12 protein-coding genes and 1 pseudogene are annotated in these 16,353 nt (G+C 68.5%); 9 read left to right on the top strand and 4 right to left on the bottom strand.

The window, feature by feature from the left end:
• Positions 1-418: 418 nt before the first annotated feature.
• The 8 genes and pseudogenes from E3O48_RS17240 to E3O48_RS17280 form a co-directional block, all read left to right on the top strand.
• Positions 419-592: pseudogene (locus E3O48_RS17240) on the top strand (ADP-ribosylglycohydrolase family protein); the annotation flags it as partial.
• 292 nt (positions 593-884) lie between these two features.
• Positions 885-2,759, top strand: a complete 1,875-nt coding sequence (locus E3O48_RS18130) for an ADP-ribosylglycohydrolase family protein (RefSeq protein WP_241982603.1) — start codon at positions 885-887, stop codon at positions 2,757-2,759.
• A 328-nt stretch (positions 2,760-3,087) separates the two neighbouring features.
• Complete coding sequence (locus E3O48_RS17255; protein ID WP_134541005.1) at positions 3,088-3,387, top strand: hypothetical protein; 300 nt, start codon at positions 3,088-3,090, stop codon at positions 3,385-3,387.
• A gap of 25 nt (positions 3,388-3,412) precedes the next feature.
• Positions 3,413-5,116 carry a zinc metalloprotease gene (locus E3O48_RS17800; RefSeq protein ID WP_134541008.1) on the top strand — a complete coding sequence of 568 codons (1,704 nt, stop codon included), beginning with the start codon at positions 3,413-3,415 and terminating at the stop codon, positions 5,114-5,116.
• A gap of 69 nt (positions 5,117-5,185) precedes the next feature.
• A complete protein-coding gene (locus E3O48_RS17265) occupies positions 5,186-6,142 on the top strand; it encodes an MvdC/MvdD family ATP grasp protein (RefSeq protein ID WP_134541011.1) in 957 nt (318 codons plus the stop codon).
• A 180-nt stretch (positions 6,143-6,322) separates the two neighbouring features.
• Positions 6,323-6,463 carry a hypothetical protein gene (locus tag E3O48_RS17725; RefSeq protein ID WP_166788745.1) on the top strand — a complete coding sequence of 47 codons (141 nt, stop codon included), beginning with the start codon at positions 6,323-6,325 and terminating at the stop codon, positions 6,461-6,463.
• Complete coding sequence (locus E3O48_RS17275) at positions 6,460-7,872, top strand: FAD-binding oxidoreductase (protein ID WP_198413102.1); 1,413 nt, start codon at positions 6,460-6,462, stop codon at positions 7,870-7,872. Before E3O48_RS17725 ends, E3O48_RS17275 begins: the two co-directional genes overlap by 4 nt.
• Before the next feature lie 391 nt (positions 7,873-8,263).
• The gene (locus E3O48_RS17280; RefSeq protein WP_166788746.1) at positions 8,264-9,100 is read left to right on the top strand and encodes a nuclease-related domain-containing protein; all 837 of its coding nucleotides are present in this window, start codon (positions 8,264-8,266) and stop codon (positions 9,098-9,100) included.
• Between the two features lie 140 nt (positions 9,101-9,240).
• Here E3O48_RS17280 and E3O48_RS17285 read toward each other — a convergent pair whose 3' ends face one another.
• On the bottom strand, positions 9,241-10,155 hold the full coding sequence (locus E3O48_RS17285; protein ID WP_134541019.1) for a YDG/SRA domain-containing protein: 915 nt from the start codon (positions 10,153-10,155) through the stop codon (positions 9,241-9,243).
• Positions 10,156-10,287: 132 nt separating this feature from the next.
• On the opposite strand from E3O48_RS17285, the gene E3O48_RS17290 reads away from it, so the two are divergent.
• Positions 10,288-11,319 carry an NADPH:quinone reductase gene (locus E3O48_RS17290; RefSeq protein ID WP_134541022.1) on the top strand — a complete coding sequence of 344 codons (1,032 nt, stop codon included), beginning with the start codon at positions 10,288-10,290 and terminating at the stop codon, positions 11,317-11,319.
• Positions 11,320-11,367: 48 nt separating this feature from the next.
• Here the strand turns inward: E3O48_RS17290 and E3O48_RS17295 are convergent, their stop codons facing one another.
• The 3 genes from E3O48_RS17295 to tkt form a co-directional block, all read right to left on the bottom strand.
• Entirely contained in the window at positions 11,368-13,464 is a 2,097-nt protein-coding gene (locus tag E3O48_RS17295; protein ID WP_134541025.1) for a nuclease-related domain-containing DEAD/DEAH box helicase, read from the bottom strand.
• A 116-nt stretch (positions 13,465-13,580) separates the two neighbouring features.
• Complete coding sequence (deoC, locus tag E3O48_RS17300; RefSeq protein ID WP_134541028.1) at positions 13,581-14,285, bottom strand: deoxyribose-phosphate aldolase; 705 nt, start codon at positions 14,283-14,285, stop codon at positions 13,581-13,583.
• A gap of 9 nt (positions 14,286-14,294) precedes the next feature.
• Positions 14,295-16,343, bottom strand: a complete 2,049-nt coding sequence (gene tkt / locus E3O48_RS17305; protein ID WP_134541030.1) for a transketolase — start codon at positions 16,341-16,343, stop codon at positions 14,295-14,297.
• Between the last annotated feature and the right edge of the window lie 10 nt (positions 16,344-16,353).

The following is a 16,353-nucleotide window of genomic DNA, read 5'->3' on the forward strand; positions in this document are numbered from 1 at the left end:
TTTACTTAGCCCGGGCGCGAAGGTGTCTTTTCCGCAACTCAGAGCCGACCACGGATGCGCGATGGCGCTGCTTAGGTCGGCAATAACAAGCCCTGTGGCTTCGTAGCCATGGACAGATACGAAGTGTCCACGATGTCGTGAGACATCGCATGGCGCGCGAGGGTGTTGTTTGCGCAACCCCGCCGCTCCCGGCGAGCGGAGCGGCGCTGCCCCTCGAATGCGGCGGCGCCGGCAGGCCCGTTTCGGCCTTAGTCTCAACGTGGGGGAGTTGAGCCTGAACGGCATCCGGTATTCGACAGCAGGTCGTCAGGTGCCCGCCATGGTTTAGCAGGGCACGTCCCGTCACAAAGCTCGCTGGGGGAATCGCATGAAACTCACGTCCGCACAACTGGACCGCGCCGCCGGGGTGCTTCTCGGCATGGCCTGCGGCGACGCGCTCGGCGCCGGCTATGAGTTCGGGCCGCCGCTTCTCTCTGGTGCCGACGTGACGATGAGGGGCGGCGGCGGGTTCGACTGGGCGCCCGGCGAGTGGACCGACGACACCTCGATGGCCGTGCCGATCATCCGGGCGATCGCCGACGGCAAGGACCTCCGCGACGAATCGGTGCTCGACGAGATCGTGGCCGCCTGGATCGACTGGGCGCGCACCGCACCCGACGTGGGCAACCAGTTGCGCGCGGTGCTCTCCCGCACCGACCGGAATCTGGCCGAGGCGCGCGATGGGGGAGCCGACCCGGACCCTGCCGACCCTTCCGAGCGCGGCAACCCTGCCAGCCCTGCCAACCCTGCCAACCCTTCCGAGCGTGCCAACCCTGCCGACCCTTCCGAGCGTGCCAACCCTGCCGACCCTTCCGAGCGTGCCAACCCTGCCGACCCTTCCGAGCGTGCCAACCCTGCCGACCCTTCCGAGNGCCAACCCTGCCGACCCTTCCGAGAATGGCAACCCTGCCGACCCCTCCGAGAATGTCAACCCGGCCAACCCTTCCGCGCGTGCCAACCCGGCCAACTCTTCCGACCCTGCCGACGACGCCGACCCCGCCTACGCCGACCCGCCCCGCCCCGCCCGGCCGTCCCACGCGGGCGCGGCATCGGCGGTGCGCCTCGTCGCCCAGGCCCACCACGACCGACACGGCCGCAGCGGTGGCAACGGCTCGCTCATGCGCACTGCGCCGGTGGCCCTCGCCTTCCTCGACGACCCGGCCGGGCTCGCCGAGACCGCCCGCGCGATCAGCGACCTCACCCACGTCGACCCGGATGCCGGCGACGCCTGCGTGCTCTGGTGCCTGGCGATCCGGCGCGCGGTGCTCTCGGGCGAACTGAACGTGCGCGCCGGCCTCGAAGCCCTGCCCGCCACCCGGCGCGCTCTCTGGGAGTCCCGCCTCGTTGCCGCCGAGGCCGGCGCCCCGAGGGACTTCGACCGCAACGGCTGGGTCGTCGAGGCCCTGCAGGGAGCCTGGTCGGCCATCACCGAGCCGCTCCGCGAGGTCACCGACTGCGAGGGCGTGGTGCAGGCCGACCATCTGCGGGAGTCCTTCGAGGGCGCCGTGCCGGCCGACCATCTGCGGGAGTCCTGGGCCGGCGCCGTGCCGGCCGACCACCTTCGGGAGTCCTTCGAGGACGCGGTGCCGGCCGACCACCTTCGGGAGTCCTTCGAGGGCGTGGTGCCAGCCGACCATCTGCGGGAGTCCCTCGAGTGCGCCGTGCGCGGCGGCCGCGACACCGACACGGTGGCCGCGATCGCCGGCGGCCTGCTCGGGGCCCGGTACGGGGCATCCGCGGTGCCGGCCCGGTGGCGGCGGATCGTGCACGGCTGGCCGGGACTCCGCGCCGACGAGCTCGTGCGCCTCGGCGTGCTCGCCGCCCGCGCCACCGGTCGTCGACCGGCCGTGGCCGGTCGCGCCCCGTTCGCCGATCGCGCCCGCCGGGCCGACGTCGCCATTCTCGCCGGCCGGGCGAGCCTCGAGGCCGCGGCCGGCGGTCGCGCCGACGACGGTCGACCCGGCCCCGGTGGTCGAGCCCGTCGAGACCCCGCAACTCCCGACCGTCGTGACCCGGCGCACCCCGACACCCGCGCCCCGGGCGCGCTCGACCGCCGGGACCCGACCCGCCCCGACCGTCGCGACCCGCTCGTTCCCGACCGCCGCGACCCGCTCGTTCTCGACCGTCGCGACCCCCTCACTCCCGACCGCCGGGCCGCCCTCGCCGACCAGGCCCAGGGCGATTCCACGGCACCGGACCGCCGCCCCCGCCGCGACCGCGCCAACACCACCTGGCCGGCCGCCGACCGCCTGTCCTACGCCACCTCCGGCGACATCTCGACCCTGGTGCGGCATCCGCACGACCCCGGCGTGTGGCTCGGCGCGATCGGCGCCCTCGACGCGCTTCCGGCCGAGATCGACGCCGTGGTGTCGCTCTGCCGGGTGGGCCGCGGCCAGGTGCCCGCGCGCATCCGGCCGGAGAACCGGGTGGCGGTCTGGCTGGTCGACGAGGTCGACCCGCGGGCCAACCCCAATCTCAGCTTCGTGCTCGGCGACACCGTCGACGCGATCGCGGCGCTGCGGGCCGAGGGACGCACCGTGCTCGTGCACTGCGTGCAGGCGATCAGCCGCACCCCCACGGTCGGCGCCCTCTACGCGGCGCGGCACCGGGGCGTGCCGATCCACCAGGCGCTGCGCGAGGTGACGGATGCCCTCCCGCACGCCAACCCGAACGCCACGTTCGTCGAGGCGCTCATCCCCAGGACGATGGGCGGTTTCTGAGGCCGCCCGCCGCCCGCTTCCCGACCACCGCGCGCTCTCCCGGCGCACCTTACGGAAGCGGGCGCACCGTGTAACCTGCGCCCGCTTCTCAAACCTGCGCCGCGAGCGTTCAACCATGCGCCGCGAGCGCTTAAACCTGCGCCGCGAGCGCTCAACCCTGCGCCGCGAGCGCTCAACCATGCGCCGAGATGCGCCCAGTTCGCCCATTGTCGCCCCGGGACCCCGAGGCTACACTGGCCCGTAACCGCAGGGGATCAGACGACGTGAGCGCGTCCGTGCCTCGCGGGCACAACGGAATCCCGGTGTGCACAACGCCGGGGAGGACGCCATGAATCGCGATGACCTCGTCGGCATCTGGATCCACTCCCACGAAGAAAGCCGCGACGGGGCTCAGGTCTATCGACCTGGGGCTTACCCTTTCCCGCCATCCCGCGGACGGACATCCTTCACCCTGCGCGCCGACGGCAGCGCCCTCACCGGCCAACCTGGTCCGGATGATCGGGGCACGTCCGCCGACGGCAGCTGGCGACTTGATGGCACCGTCCTCGCCCTGCGTAGTCCCGAAGGGACTGCACGATATGAGGTGCTGGCTGCAGACGGGCAACATCTGGAGCTGCGACCGGCCTGACTCCTTGAAGTGAAGGAGGCCAGAAATGGCTGTCAAAGAAAAAGACCCAGGAATCACCGAAGAAGATCTGCCCGCGCGACGCTCGTGTGGCACCAGCGAGGTCAATGAGCGTCTGATGCGCACGGTCGACGGTTACGCCGAGGCTCGCGCGGAAATCGAGAATCGCACGTCCCGCGTGCTCGATGCGGGGGTGGCGCTCCGAACGGGGTGCACCCAGATCCCCGTCGTGGTGCACGTCGTTTACCGCAACGCCGCGGAAAATGTGTCGGCCGCGCAGATCGACAGTCAGATCGCCGTGCTCAACGCGGACTTCCGGGCGACGAATGCCGACAAGTCCTCCACGCCCCCGGTCTTCCAACCGCTGATCGGCGACGCGAGGGTGACGTTCAAGCTCGCGACCACCGATCCGTCGGGCAACCCGACCGACGGCATCACCCGCACCTCCACCACGACGACTCCGTTCAGCTCCGCGACCGACAATGTGAAGTCGGCCGCCACGGGCGGGGCGGACCCGTGGCCGTCGGACAAGTACCTCAACCTGTGGGTCTGCGGCAATCTGCGCAGCGGCTCAGGCCAGGCGCTGCTGGGTTACGCGCAGTTCCCCGGCGGTCCGGCCGCCACCGACGGGGTGGTCCTCGTGCACACCGGCTTCGGCAGCACGGGAACCGCCGCGTCGCCGTATGACCTGGGGCGGTCGGCCACCCACGAGATCGGCCACTGGCTCAACCTGCGGCACATCTGGGGTGACGACGGCACCGGATGCTCCGGCAGCGACTTCGTTGCCGACACCCCCAACCAGGCCGGGCCGAACTACGGGGCGCCGGCGTTCCCGCATCCGTCCTGCTCCAACGGCCCCAACGGCGACCTGTTCATGAACTACATGGACTACACCGACGACCGGGCGATGTTCATGTTCACTCAGGGGCAGGCCGACCGGATGCAGGCGGCTCTCGACGGTCCCCGATCGAGCATCGGGGTCAGCGGGCCGTGCATCGGCAAGCCGGTCAAGGAGTTCGTGAAGGACCTGCCGAAGGACCACCCGAAGGACATCATCAAGGAGAACCCGAAGGACTTCGCCAAGGATCTCCCGAAGGACTTCGTGAAGGACAAGCCCAAGGACCTCGTGAAGGACAACCCGAAGGACCTGATCAAGGACGGCCCGAAGGACTTCGTGAAGGACAAGCCCAAGGACCTCGTGAAGGACAACCCGAAGGAGTTCTCGAAGGACATCGTGAAGGACAAGCCGAAGGAGGGTGTCAAGGACCGGCCGAAGGAGTTCGCCAAGGACTTCGTGAAGGACCGGCCGAAAGACCTGATCAAGGACCGGCCGAAGGACCTCGTCAAGGACCGGCCGAAGGACCTGGGCAAGGACTTCATCGACGACATCCCCAAGCAGCTCCGCGACCCCGTCAAGGAGCTCGGCGGCGAAATCGGGCCGATCGATCCGGTTCCGCTGGGCAACCCGCCGTTCACCGGTCCGCTCACCGGTCCGTTCGGCGGCGGTGCGACGCCGTTCGTGATCGGCACCGGCCGCGACAACGTGCCGGACGAATCCCAGGTCGAGCAGGGTGACCCCATGAGCTCGCTGATGGGTATCCTGCAGCAGCTCGGCGCCATCCTCGCCGACTACTCGAGTGCCGCTGAGGCCGGTGAGCTCACCGCCGCCGATGTGGCGCGCTGGCAGCAGCTCGCCGGTGTCTATGTCCAGATCATTGCACTCCTGGGCTGAGCACGACCGCTCCGTGACTGCCGCCGGGGCACAGGCAGACTGTGCCCCGGCGGCGGGCAGGCGCGCGTCGTGATTCTCATCGTCAGCTTTCCCGACAATAAGCACGTCACCCGGGTGCTCGAGCACATCACCCGGCCGACCACCGTGTTCGACATCGCGGACTTCCCCGTGCGCTCCCTCCTCAACGTCGAGTTCAGCGGCGTGGTCGACGGCGCCGACCGTCTCGCGTTCACGCCGCCAGGCATGGCGGAGATCAACCTGGCCGAGATCGGCGCGGTCTGGTTCCGGCGCATCCGCCCGATCGGGCTCGAACCGGCGTTGACGGATGCGACGAGCCGGCTCTTCGCCTGGTCGGAGAGCACCGAGGCGCTCACCGGCCTGTGGCACGCGATGGAGTGCTTCTGGATGAACCCGCCCGCCGCCGACGAGGCCGGCCAGCGCAAGATCCGGCAGCTGCAAGTGGCCCGGCAGGTGGGCCTGTCCGTGCCGGAGACCCTGATCACGAACGATCCCGTGCGGGCGGCGGCCTTCATCGATCAGCGCGCGGAGGGCACGGTGATCCGCAAGGCCTTCCGCAACATCGCCGAGGCCCCGCGGTCGACGGCGGTGGTCACCGCGGAGGACCGGGCGCACATCGACGATGTGCGCTACGCGCCGGTCACCTTCCAGCAGTTCGTGCCCGCCGACCTCGACCTGCGGGTGATCGTCATCGAGCAGGAGATCTTCGCGGCCTCGATTCGCTCCGAGCCGGAGTACCGCACCGACTACCGGCTGGGCATCGGCTCCGCGGAGTTCAACCCATACCAGCTGCCGCACGACGTCGCCTCGGCGCTGCTCGCCCTGCACGCCCGGCTCGGCCTCGCCTACGGCGCCTCGGACTTCCGGGTCACCCCGGACGGTGAGCACGTCTTCCTCGAGGTGAACCCGGGCGGCGAATACCTCTTCGCGAGCGACCGCACCGGCCAGCCGGTGCCGCAGGCCATCGCGGCGAGCCTCGAGCGTCACGATCGGGACCACGCCGGCTGACCCGCGCCCCAGCGCCCAGCCCCCGCCCAGCTCGAGCCCCCGGTGGTCGAGCCCCCGGTGGTCGAGCCCCCGGTGGTCGAGCCCCCGGTGGTCGAGCTTGTCGAGACCAGGCCCCTCGGCGCTCGACCAAGTCGGTGGTCGAGCTTGTCGAGACCCCCGCGACCCCGAGATCGCCTCACCGTGATTTCGACAAGCTCAATCACCGAGACCCCCGCGACCCCGGTGGTCGAGCTTGTCGAGACCCCCGAGACCCGGCACTATCGCATCATCCCGCCCGGTTCTACCATGTACTCCGTGGACGCGAAGAAGCAGACGCCATGACCATGCTGGCGACGATCAGCAGCGGCCGCGTCGACGTCGATGAGCGCGCGGTGGCCGACCTCGCCGCGCACCTGCGCGGCGAGCTGATCCAACCCCGCGACGCGGCCTACGACCAGGCGCGCCGAGTGTGGAACGGCTCGATCAGCCGATTCCCCGGCCTGATCGCCCGGTGCGCCTCCCGCGACGATGTGAGTGCCGCGGTTCGCTTCGCCCGAGGCAATGACGTGCTGGTGGCGGTGCGCGGCGGCGGGCACAGCTTTCCCGGATACTCCGTCTGCGACGACGGACTGGTCATCGACCTGTCGCCGATCCACGGCATCCGGGTTGATCCCGACGCCCGCACGGCGAGCGTGCAGGCCGGGGCGCTGCTCGGCGATCTGGACCGCGCCACCCAGCAGCACGGGCTCGCGGTGCCGTCGGGGATCGTGACCCACACCGGTGTCGCCGGGCTGACCCTCGGCGGCGGCCTCGGCTGGCTGATGCGCAAGCACGGGCTGACCATCGACCAGCTGCTGTCGGTCGGCATGGTCACGGCCGACGGCGAGTTCGTGCGGGCGAGCGCCACCGAGAACCCCGAGCTGTTCTGGGGAGTGCGCGGAGGCGGCGGCAACTTCGGGATCGTCACCGAGTTCGAGTTCCGGCTGAACCCGGTCGGCCCGATCCTTATGGCCGGGCCGGTCTTCTGGCCCGGGACCGAGTCGGTGAAGGTGCTGCGTTTCTACCGCGACTGGATTGCCGAGGCGCCCGACGACCTGATGACCATGGTGGTGCACCGCCGCGCCCCCGATGTCGACTGGATGCCGTCCGACCTGCGCGGACAGCCCGTCGTCGCCGTCGTCAGCTGCTTCGCGGGGTCGGTGGAGGACGGCGAAGAAGTGATGAAGCCGCTGAAGGCGTTCGGCCACCCGGTACTGGATCTGTGCCGGCCGAAGCCGTTCCTGGAACACCAGGCCATGTTCGACCCCAGCTACCCGCCCGGCCGGTGGTACTACATGCGGTCCTGCGATGTCGCCGAGCTCACCGACGAGGTCATCGACATCACGGCCGATCACGCGGCCAGGATCACGTCGCCGCTGACCGCATTCCCGATCTGGCAGGGTGGGGGAGCTGCGGCCCGCGTGCCCGAAGACGACACCGCGTTCCACGGACGCGCCGCCGGCCACACGTTCAACATTAACGCCGCCACCGAGGGCCCCGACGGGTTCGACCGGGAACGCGACTGGGTGCGCAATTTCTGGTCGGACCTCGAGCCCTTCCACACCAGCGTCTACGTGAACTTTCTGATGGACGAGGGCGAAGAGCGGGTTCGGCAGGCGTACGGCGAGGCGAAGTACACCCGGCTCCGTGCCCTCAAACGCGCCTGGGATCCGGAGAACTTCTTCCGGCTGAACCAGAACATCGCGCCTTAGCCCGCGTCAGCGTGACACCGTGGGGGGCTTGACCGCACGGCGACCACGGCACGAATGCCCTGGGTAGCGTTCGCGACGGCGCCCGGCTCCCGCGGGAGCCGCGCGATCGGGTAGCCCTGACCTGGGAACAGTTCGCGATCGGTCCTCTCGGCCGACCGGCGTGCGCCGACGCGGGCTGTGTGCGGTGGAGAAGCGCTGAATGTCGGAGGCTCCCTCTGGATTCGGAATAGATCAAGTTGGATCGAATCCGTTCGACTCGCAGGGGGACTCCATGGAACACACACTTCACGTCGGCCACACTGGGGGCATGTCCCCACCTGCCAGCTGCGACAGAATCGACCGTGGGGGTGAATTGTTCTACGCTTCCGCGAAGAAGTGGGGAATGGGAAACATGGAAACTGACACCGAAGGGGCCGCTAGCGATTCGACGATGCGCGAACGAGTGGGCGGTCAGAAGTTCATCATGCAACTACTGGGTGTGCGGGAGGCTCAGGGGCCGCGATCCCGGAGTCACCGTTTCTTCGGCCGACATGTATTCCGCAATACAAACGCGTACGGCGTGTTTTGGCAGGCAATGGCGCGGAAATCGGTTGCCGACTCCCTGATGGAATTAGGGCCAGGCTGGGCTGTGTTTCATGATGTCCCTGTCCGGGGCGCCGATGACGCAATTTCTCATCTCGTGGTCGGGCCCGGTGGCGTATTCGTCATCACGAGCTGGGCCTCGTTCCGTCAGGATGTCTGGGTTGGCGGCCGCACGATGCGCGTCGGTGGAGCAACAGTGTTCGTCTTGCCTTCAGCTGAGGATTTGGCGGAGCGCGCGTCGAATGCCCTCAGTGTTGGAGCAGGACTGAAGATCAGGTGCGAGGCCGTCGTTGTTTTGGTTGATCCGGGGCAGGTGACAGTCCCGATCTCGCCAGTCGCTGTCAAGCTTGTCCACAGTGAGAACGTGCTCGTGTGGCTTCGGGATCGTCCACAGATCCTGGATAAGGAGACCGTTCAACTCATCACCGCGGCGGCAGCAAGCCCCGGGACTTGGAGCGACGACGAAATAGAGCGCGTCAGCCCCGGGACAGTCTTGGACGGCTTCTCATCAATTCTCCTGGACATTCAAGATCGTCAACGTGTTCGCGGTAACTGGAAAATCGCGCGGAGAGTGGGCGGCTGGATACTCTTGCTTGTTGCCGCCGGGGCGGCTATTCCTGTCATGTTGGCGTTTATGCCCAGGTGAGTTCTCAAAGGCGCACAGTTGCCTTCAACGCGGCCGCAAGAAAACAATGTTGGGAAATTGCCACTACCCGTAGCTGTCGCTGGACCACTGACCGTGCTTCGTGCTGAACTACGGCTCGTAGCTGATGCCGTCCCTGGCGATTACGCAGAGGGCTGCAGTAAACGCATGTCGCTCGACAGGCCACGTGCGCCTAGCCAGAGAGCGCGATGATAGCTGGCATTCGACGGTGCAACGACGTGAAGTTTGCGGAAGGAAAGGCTGGCGATTGGGGTCATCGTCTGTGTTTCAATGGCCTCCATCTCGTCCGTCAAAATGAGTCCTCCCAGATCGAACTGTGTGTGGTGATTCGGGCAGAGACAGAGAATGTTGCTCAGAGCATCATGGCCAAGATGGGGTCGCCCCAACGGTCTGACGTGAGCGCCCTCGGCATAGAAGACATTGTTCGAGGTCAGCACTGCGTGCTCGCACACTTGACACTGATAGTCGTAGAGCTTTTTCACCTCACGCGCCAGCTGCGAGTCTCGAATCCGGCGGGACACGATTGTCGTGGCGAATTCTGGGTCGGGCACGTTGAACGATTGCGGTTCAAGCGGGACCTGTTCATCGATCCGTTCGAGTCGGAAGCGAATGATCTGAAAACCATCCCGACCCACCTCCATCCACCACTGGGTGACCAAATAGAGTCCGGAGTAAATGTAGCCCGCGGGAGGGGCAAACGGAGAGCCCTTGTGTTTGCCTCGAACGACGCGAACGGGCAGAGCCGCGGCGTGGCTCGTGATGAGACCTGCATTACCCGAAGAATCCCGCGACTGATCCATGATTTGACGCGGGCTGTTGGGGTCTTTGCCGCCGTGGCCGGAGTAGATGACGTAGTCGCCATGGTCTTCGTCGTCGACGTAGCCGCCAGAAATGACGATGGAGTCGGAGCCCTCCAACTTTGTGCCGCTGATGCCGGCCTGAGTTGGGCGGTGGACGAAGGCTTCGTGAAGCTCGCGGCGGTCGATAAAATATTGGCCGACTTTGACCCCGGCCGGTGTCCCAAAGAATCTACTCATGGTGAAAGCCCCCGCCACTTACTCTATCGTTTCAGCTCGAAGAAATTGTGCAGGCTAGAGGCTGTTTATCTGGTCGCAGCGACGATTGCAGTTATCGGGAAACATTCCACCCCCGCCCGCGTTACCCCTGGCATGAAGACCATTGTGTACAGCCAGACCGGTGACCCGTCCGTGCTCCAGCTCGTCGATCGCCCGGTGACCAAGCCCGGAGCCGGCGAGGTGCGGGTGCGGATCGTGGTCAGCGGGGTGAACCCCACCGACTGCAAGTCACGCCGCGGCTCAGCGCCCGGCGAGGCGCTCGCATTCGACGACGTCGTGCCCGGCCAGGACGGCGCTGGCATCGTCGAGGCGGTCGGCGACGGCGTGACGCACGTCAGCGTGGGCGACCGGGTGTGGCTGGCCCTCGCCGCGTATCAGCGCGCGAGCAGTGGCACGGCCCAGGAACACGCGGTGCTTCCCGCCGAGCGCGTCTTCCTGCTGCCGGCGAAGGCGAGCTTCGACCAGGGCGCGAGCCTCGGAGTGCCGGCGATCACGGCGTACCGCGCGCTGACGGTCGCCGAAGACGGGCCGGACCGGTTGCATCCGGGTGCCCTGACCGGCAAGGTCGTGCTCGTGGCCGGCGGCGCCGGCGCGGTCGGGCATGCGGCGATCCAGCTTGCCCGGTGGGCGGGAGCATCCGTCATCACGACCGTGAGCGGGCCGGCGAAGGCGGCGCTCGCCACGGCGGCCGGCGCGCAGCACGTGCTCACCTACAGCGACCCGGACATCGTCGACCAGATCCGGGCGATCGCGCCGGAGGGGGTGGACCTGATCGTGGAGGTCGCGCCGGCCCAGAACGCGCCGCTCGACCTGGCCGTCATCCGCAACCGCGGGTCGATCGCGGTCTACGCCAACAACGGCGGCGACCAGATGACGCTCGACGTGCGCCGGCACTTCAGCCTCAACGTGCGCTACCAGTTCGTGCTGCTCTACACGGTGGGCGCCGACGTCATCCGCGCGGCGGCCGAGGACATCAACGCAGCCCTCGCCGACGGCGCCCTGGCCGTAGGGGAGGAGGCCGGGCTGGCCCTGCACCGCTTCGACCTCGCGCACACCGCGGATGCCCACGCCCTGGTCGAGAGCGGCGCGGTCGGGAAGGTGCTGATCGACGTGTCTGTGGGGTGAACTTCGCGGCGGTTCAGGTATCCGAACCCGTATCGGTCGCCGGGACGTTCACGCAGATGATCCCTGCGCCGCGATGCAGCCGACCCACACACCGTCGCGGGCTCGGGTGATACCCACGAACAGTTCGCGGCGGTCGCGCTCGTCGCGTTCGATCTGGGAATCGGTCCACCCCGCTCCGATGACGCCGGGGGACATCAGGCGCTCGGCGATCCAGGGCAGCAGCACCTGCTTGAACTCCAGCCCCTTGGCCCGTTTGATCGTGCCGACCTTCACGGCATCCGTTGGGCTACCGTCGTAATCGGTGAGTTCGACCACGGGAATCCCAGCGGTGCGGAGCAACGTCACCGCGTCACGCACCTGCCAGTTGGTGGAGCAGAGCACACCCACGTCACCCCAGCCCACACTCACACTCTGCGCGGCCCGGCGGATGTGCTGCACCAGTCTGCCGTCGTGCTCGGTTCGGGTGCGCGCCCGGGCGAAGAGGGGACGTTCGCCGTGTCGCGGCGAGGTGATCGCGGCGGTGCTGGCTGCGGTGCCTTCGATGTCGACGTAGCTGCCCCCGTCGACGACGCGGGCCGCCAGGGCGAGGATCTCGGCGGTGTTGCGGTAGTTCACGTCCATAATGACTCCGCGGCCGGCGACAGAGAGGCCAGCCTCGGCGAGGGTGTACCCGCCGGGGTAAATAGTCTGTTGGCCGTCGCCGATCAGGGTGAAGGCATCCGCACCGTCACCGGCCACGGAGGCGAGCATGCGGATCATTGCGCACGACAGGTCCTGAGCCTCGTCGACGATGACGGCGGTGTACGCGACCATCGGATTGGCGCGCAGAGCCGCTTCGGCGAGCAGGATCAGGTCGGCGTAGTCGTGCACCTCGCGAGTGCGCAGCAGCGATTCGTAGCGTTGGTAGAGCGCCCAGACCGAGCGGCGCTGGTCGAGGGTGAGGCGGCGGCGTCGGCCGATGCGGGCACAGTCGGCGTACTCGTCGAAGGTGGTGAGACCGCGGCCCTTGATCACGTGATCGAGTTCCTCCCGCCAGTAACGGGAATTCGTGTCGATTTTCGTCAGCGGGCCGCAGGTCTGCTTCCAGGCCTCGTCGAATGACAGATCGGCCAGCTTGGTATTGACGCGCACGTCGATGCCGCGCTCGTCGAGCACCCTGCGGGCGAAATGGTGCACGCCGCTGAATTCCACGCGACCCGCGACATCCGGGGCCATGCGGCCGAGCAGGTTGCTCAAAACATCGGGCAGCGTGCGCACGTAAGTGGTCACGAGCACGCGGGCGTTCGCCTGCGACCGTGCCAGGTAGGCGGCACGGTGCAGCCCCACGACGGTTTTGCCGGTGCCGGCAGCCCCACGGATGCGCGAGGGCCCGTTGAAACTGCGGCGCACCAACTTCGCCTGGTCGGGATGCAGGAACGTCATCCACTCCTCGATCGGAGGGGCAAGGAGTCCCTCGAGGATCGCGGCCTCGATGTCGCTCTCGCTCGGGAGATGGTCCAGATCGAGAGCTGGTTCCGGGCCGATGATCGGTTCAGGCAGGGTCACATCGACCGGTGCCGGCGCGCCGATCAAGGGGAAGTACGCGATCGCGGCGGCCAACACCTGCTCGACGGCGGACGCGGTGAGTCGCTGCCCGCGGCGGGCGATGTGGCGCACGATGTCACCTTCACCGACAATCTCGACTCCGCCGACCGACGCGTTGACGCCCTTGTGTCCGGCGAAAACGACCACGGGTCGCACCTCGCCCGGGGCGAGGCCGATCTCGGTCAGAGCCGCCTCCGTCTTCCAGGCGAGGTCGGCCAGACCGTCGAACTCGTCGGTGACGTCGGCTTGCCCGCGGAATACCCGGCCCGCCGCGATGATGGGGTCCTTCCATGCCTTGGTGTCCACGATGAACAGGCCGCCCGGCCCGACGACGACCATGTCGACCTGAGCGCGCCGGCTGCCGGGCCACTGACGATCGGGCAGGAAATGGTAGCCAGCCGCGGCGAGGGGTGCGAGAACGTGGGCGATGCGTTTCTCGCTGTCGGCGGCGGCGAAGTAGTTGGCGGCCTTGGCCCGCGAGGATTCAGCGGCGAGTGCGTGCGCTTCTGAGAGCGCCAGTTGACGCGTCGCTTCGCTCCATGCCGATCCGCCTGCCGACATGCGCTCCCCCAAGCCTAGATACAAGCTGAGCATATCGGCATGTACTTGATCGGGGCGCCCCCTCGCCTTGGGGAGGAAGCGCGTGCTCGTGGTCGACTGTCAGTAAGCGCCGACGGTCAGTAAGCGCCGGTCAGCACGGTGGGTGTGGCGCCGCTGAGTAGTGCGGCGCTGCCGGAGACGCCGAGGCGGCTCGCGCCGGCGGCGAGCATGGCGAGGGCGTCATCGTAGCTGCGCACGCCGCCCGACGCCTTCACCTGGGCTCGGTCGCCCACGGTTTCCTTCATCAGGCGCACGGCGTGCACGGTCGCCCCGCCGGCAGGGTGGAAGCCGGTGGAGGTCTTGACGAAGTCGGCGCCCGCGGCCACGGCGGCCTGGCAGACGGCGATGATCTCGGCGTCCGTCAGCGCCGCGGATTCGATGATGACTTTGAGAACCTTCGGCGCCGGGATGCTCGCGCGCACGGCGGCGATATCGGCCTGCACGTCGTCGAAGCGGCCGGCCTCGGCCGCGCCGATGTCGATGACCATGTCGATCTCGTCGGCGCCTTGCGCGATGGCGAGCGCGGCCTCGGCGGCCTTGATGACGCTGTGGTGCTTGCCGCTGGGGAAGCCGCAGACGACCGCGACCTTGAGGTCGGAGCCGGCGGGGATGCAGAGCGGCAGCATCGACGGGGAGACACAGACCGAGTAGGTGCCGAGCCTGATGGCTTCGGCGATGAGTGCGGTCACGTCTGCTGCGGTTGCCTCGGGCTTCAGGAGGGTGTGATCAATGTGCTGGGCGACGATGGCGGAGCTGAGGGTGATGGTGGGGGTCGAACTCACGGATTGTCCTTAGTTGGTTACAAGTGCGGGTGTGGCCAGGGTCGCATGCGCTGCCGCGACCACCGCGTCGAGGTGGATGCCGCGGCGGCGCATAACCTCGGGGCCGCTGCCCGACTCGCCGAACTCCTCGATGGACACCACGCGTCCGTCGAGACCCACCCAGCGGTACCAGGCGTCGCCGCGGCCCGCCTCGACCGCGACCCGGGCACGCAGCGCGGCCGGCAGCACGGACTCGCGGTAGTCGGCGGTCTGTTCGGCGAACCACTCCAGGCAGGGCATGGAGACCACGCGGGCGGAAATGCCCTGCTCGGCGAGGTGGGCGGCGGCTTCGATCGCGAGGTGCACCTCGCTGCCGGTGGCGAGGATCGCCAGGTCGTTGCCGTCGCCGTGCTGCCAGCGCACGTAACCGCCAGCGGTCACCCCCGCGGGGGTGGTGTCGGTGCTGTCCAGCACGGGCAGGTCCTGCCGGCTGAGGATGAGCGCGACCGGGCGGTCGGGGGAGGCGAGGATGCGGCGCCAGGCCGCAACGACCTCCACCGAGTCGGCGGGGCGCACCACGTCGAGCCCCGGAACGGTGCGAAGTGACGCGATCTGCTCGACCGGCTGGTGGGTGGGACCGTCTTCGCCGACGGCGACGGAATCGTGGGTGTACACGTACACCGCGCCGAGGCCCATCAGCGCTCCGAGACGGATGCTCGGCCGCATGTAGTCGCTGAACACCAGGTAGGTGGAGGCGAACGGGCGCCACGGGCCTTGCAGGGCGATGCCGTTGAGGATGGCGGCCATGGCGTGCTCGCGGATGCCGAACCGGATGAACTCGCCGCCGGGATTCGTGGCAGAGAAACGGTCGCCGTCGACCTCCACGGTGGTGGAACCGGCGAGATCGGCCGAGCCGCCCCACAAGGGTGCGGTCCCCTGCAGTGCGCGGAGCACGGCGCCGTTGGTCTTGCGGGTGGCGATCATGTCGCCAGCGCTGCCGACGTTCACAGCGTCGAGGGCGGAGCTGTCTGACTCACCGCCGCGGAAGGCGGTCCAGCGAGCGGCCGCTGCGGGATCGCCGGTGCTCCAGGCAGCCAGGTCGGCCTCCCAGTCGCGGTGCAGCTGGTCGCCGCGGGTGAGCGCACCGCGGGTGTGCGTGAGGGGCTCGGTAGTTACGAGGTCCTCGAGGGGAGCGTCGGGGGCGAAGCCCAGCGTGGTCTTCACCGTTGCGAGTTCGTCGGCGCCGAAGCCGCCCGAGTGCGCGGCGGACGTGCCACCGAACTTCGCGGAGGGGGCGCCGATGACGGTGCGGAGTGCCACGAGGGTGGGACGGCCGGTGCGTTCCGCCGCCGCGCGGAGGGTGGCCTCGATGGCGTCGAGGTCGTCGGGGGTGTCGATCTCGAGCACGCGCCATCCGTAGGCCCGGTACCGGGCGCGCACATCTTCGGTGAAGGTGTCGGCGGTGCCGGAGTCGATGGTGATGCCGTTGTCGTCCCAGATCAGAACCAGGTTGTCGAGGCCGAGCGTGCCGGCCAGGCTCGATGCCTCACCGGAGACGCCCTCCTGCAGGCATCCGTCGCCCGCCAGCACCCAGGTGGTGTGGTCGAGTAGCGCGGATCCGGGGGTGAACACGGCGCTCTCGTGCCGGGCGGCCATGGCCATCCCGACCGCGGAGGCGACGCCCTGACCGAGGGGGCCGGTGCTCATCTCGACGCCGACGGTGTGGTGCACCTCGGGGTGCCCGGGTGTCTTCGAGCCGAGGGTGCGGCTCTTGGCGAGGTCGTCGAGGGTGAGGCCGTAGCCGGTGAAGAACAGCTGGGTGTAGAGCAGAAGGCTGGCGTGACCGGCCGAAAGAATGAAGCGGTCTCGGGCAGGCCAGTCGGGGTGGGCGGGGGAGTGGCGCAGAACTCGGGAGAACAACACGTGGGACAATGGCGCCAATGCCATGGCGGTGCCGCCGTGTCCGTGTCCCTTGGCCTGCACTATGTGGGCGGCCAGGGCCTGGGCGCTCGCGACAGCGCGGGCGTCGAGCTCGGTTTGCGTCGTCGTTGACGTGGGATTCGTTGATTCGGTAGCCATGGGAGACACT

Source organism: Cryobacterium sp. HLT2-28 (genome assembly GCF_004402495.1).
In the GTDB taxonomy this organism is placed as follows: Bacteria; Actinomycetota; Actinomycetes; order Actinomycetales; family Microbacteriaceae; genus Cryobacterium; species Cryobacterium mannosilyticum.

Bases quoted from the DNA above. Each gene is read 5' to 3' on its own strand.
- E3O48_RS17255 (WP_134541005.1), top strand. From the start codon at position 3,088: ATGAATCGCGATGACCTCGTCGGCATCTGGATCCACTCCCACGAAGAA.
- E3O48_RS17800 (WP_134541008.1), top strand. From the start codon at position 3,413: ATGGCTGTCAAAGAAAAAGACCCAGGAATCACCGAAGAAGATCTGCCC.
- E3O48_RS17275 (WP_198413102.1), top strand. From the start codon at position 6,460: ATGACCATGCTGGCGACGATCAGCAGCGGCCGCGTCGACGTCGATGAG.
- E3O48_RS17280 (WP_166788746.1), top strand. From the start codon at position 8,264: ATGGAAACTGACACCGAAGGGGCCGCTAGCGATTCGACGATGCGCGAA.
- E3O48_RS17285 (WP_134541019.1), bottom strand. From the start codon at position 10,155: ATGAGTAGATTCTTTGGGACACCGGCCGGGGTCAAAGTCGGCCAATAT.
- E3O48_RS17290 (WP_134541022.1), top strand. From the start codon at position 10,288: ATGAAGACCATTGTGTACAGCCAGACCGGTGACCCGTCCGTGCTCCAG.
- E3O48_RS17295 (WP_134541025.1), bottom strand. From the start codon at position 13,464: ATGTCGGCAGGCGGATCGGCATGGAGCGAAGCGACGCGTCAACTGGCG.
- tkt (WP_134541030.1), bottom strand. From the start codon at position 16,343: ATGGCTACCGAATCAACGAATCCCACGTCAACGACGACGCAAACCGAG.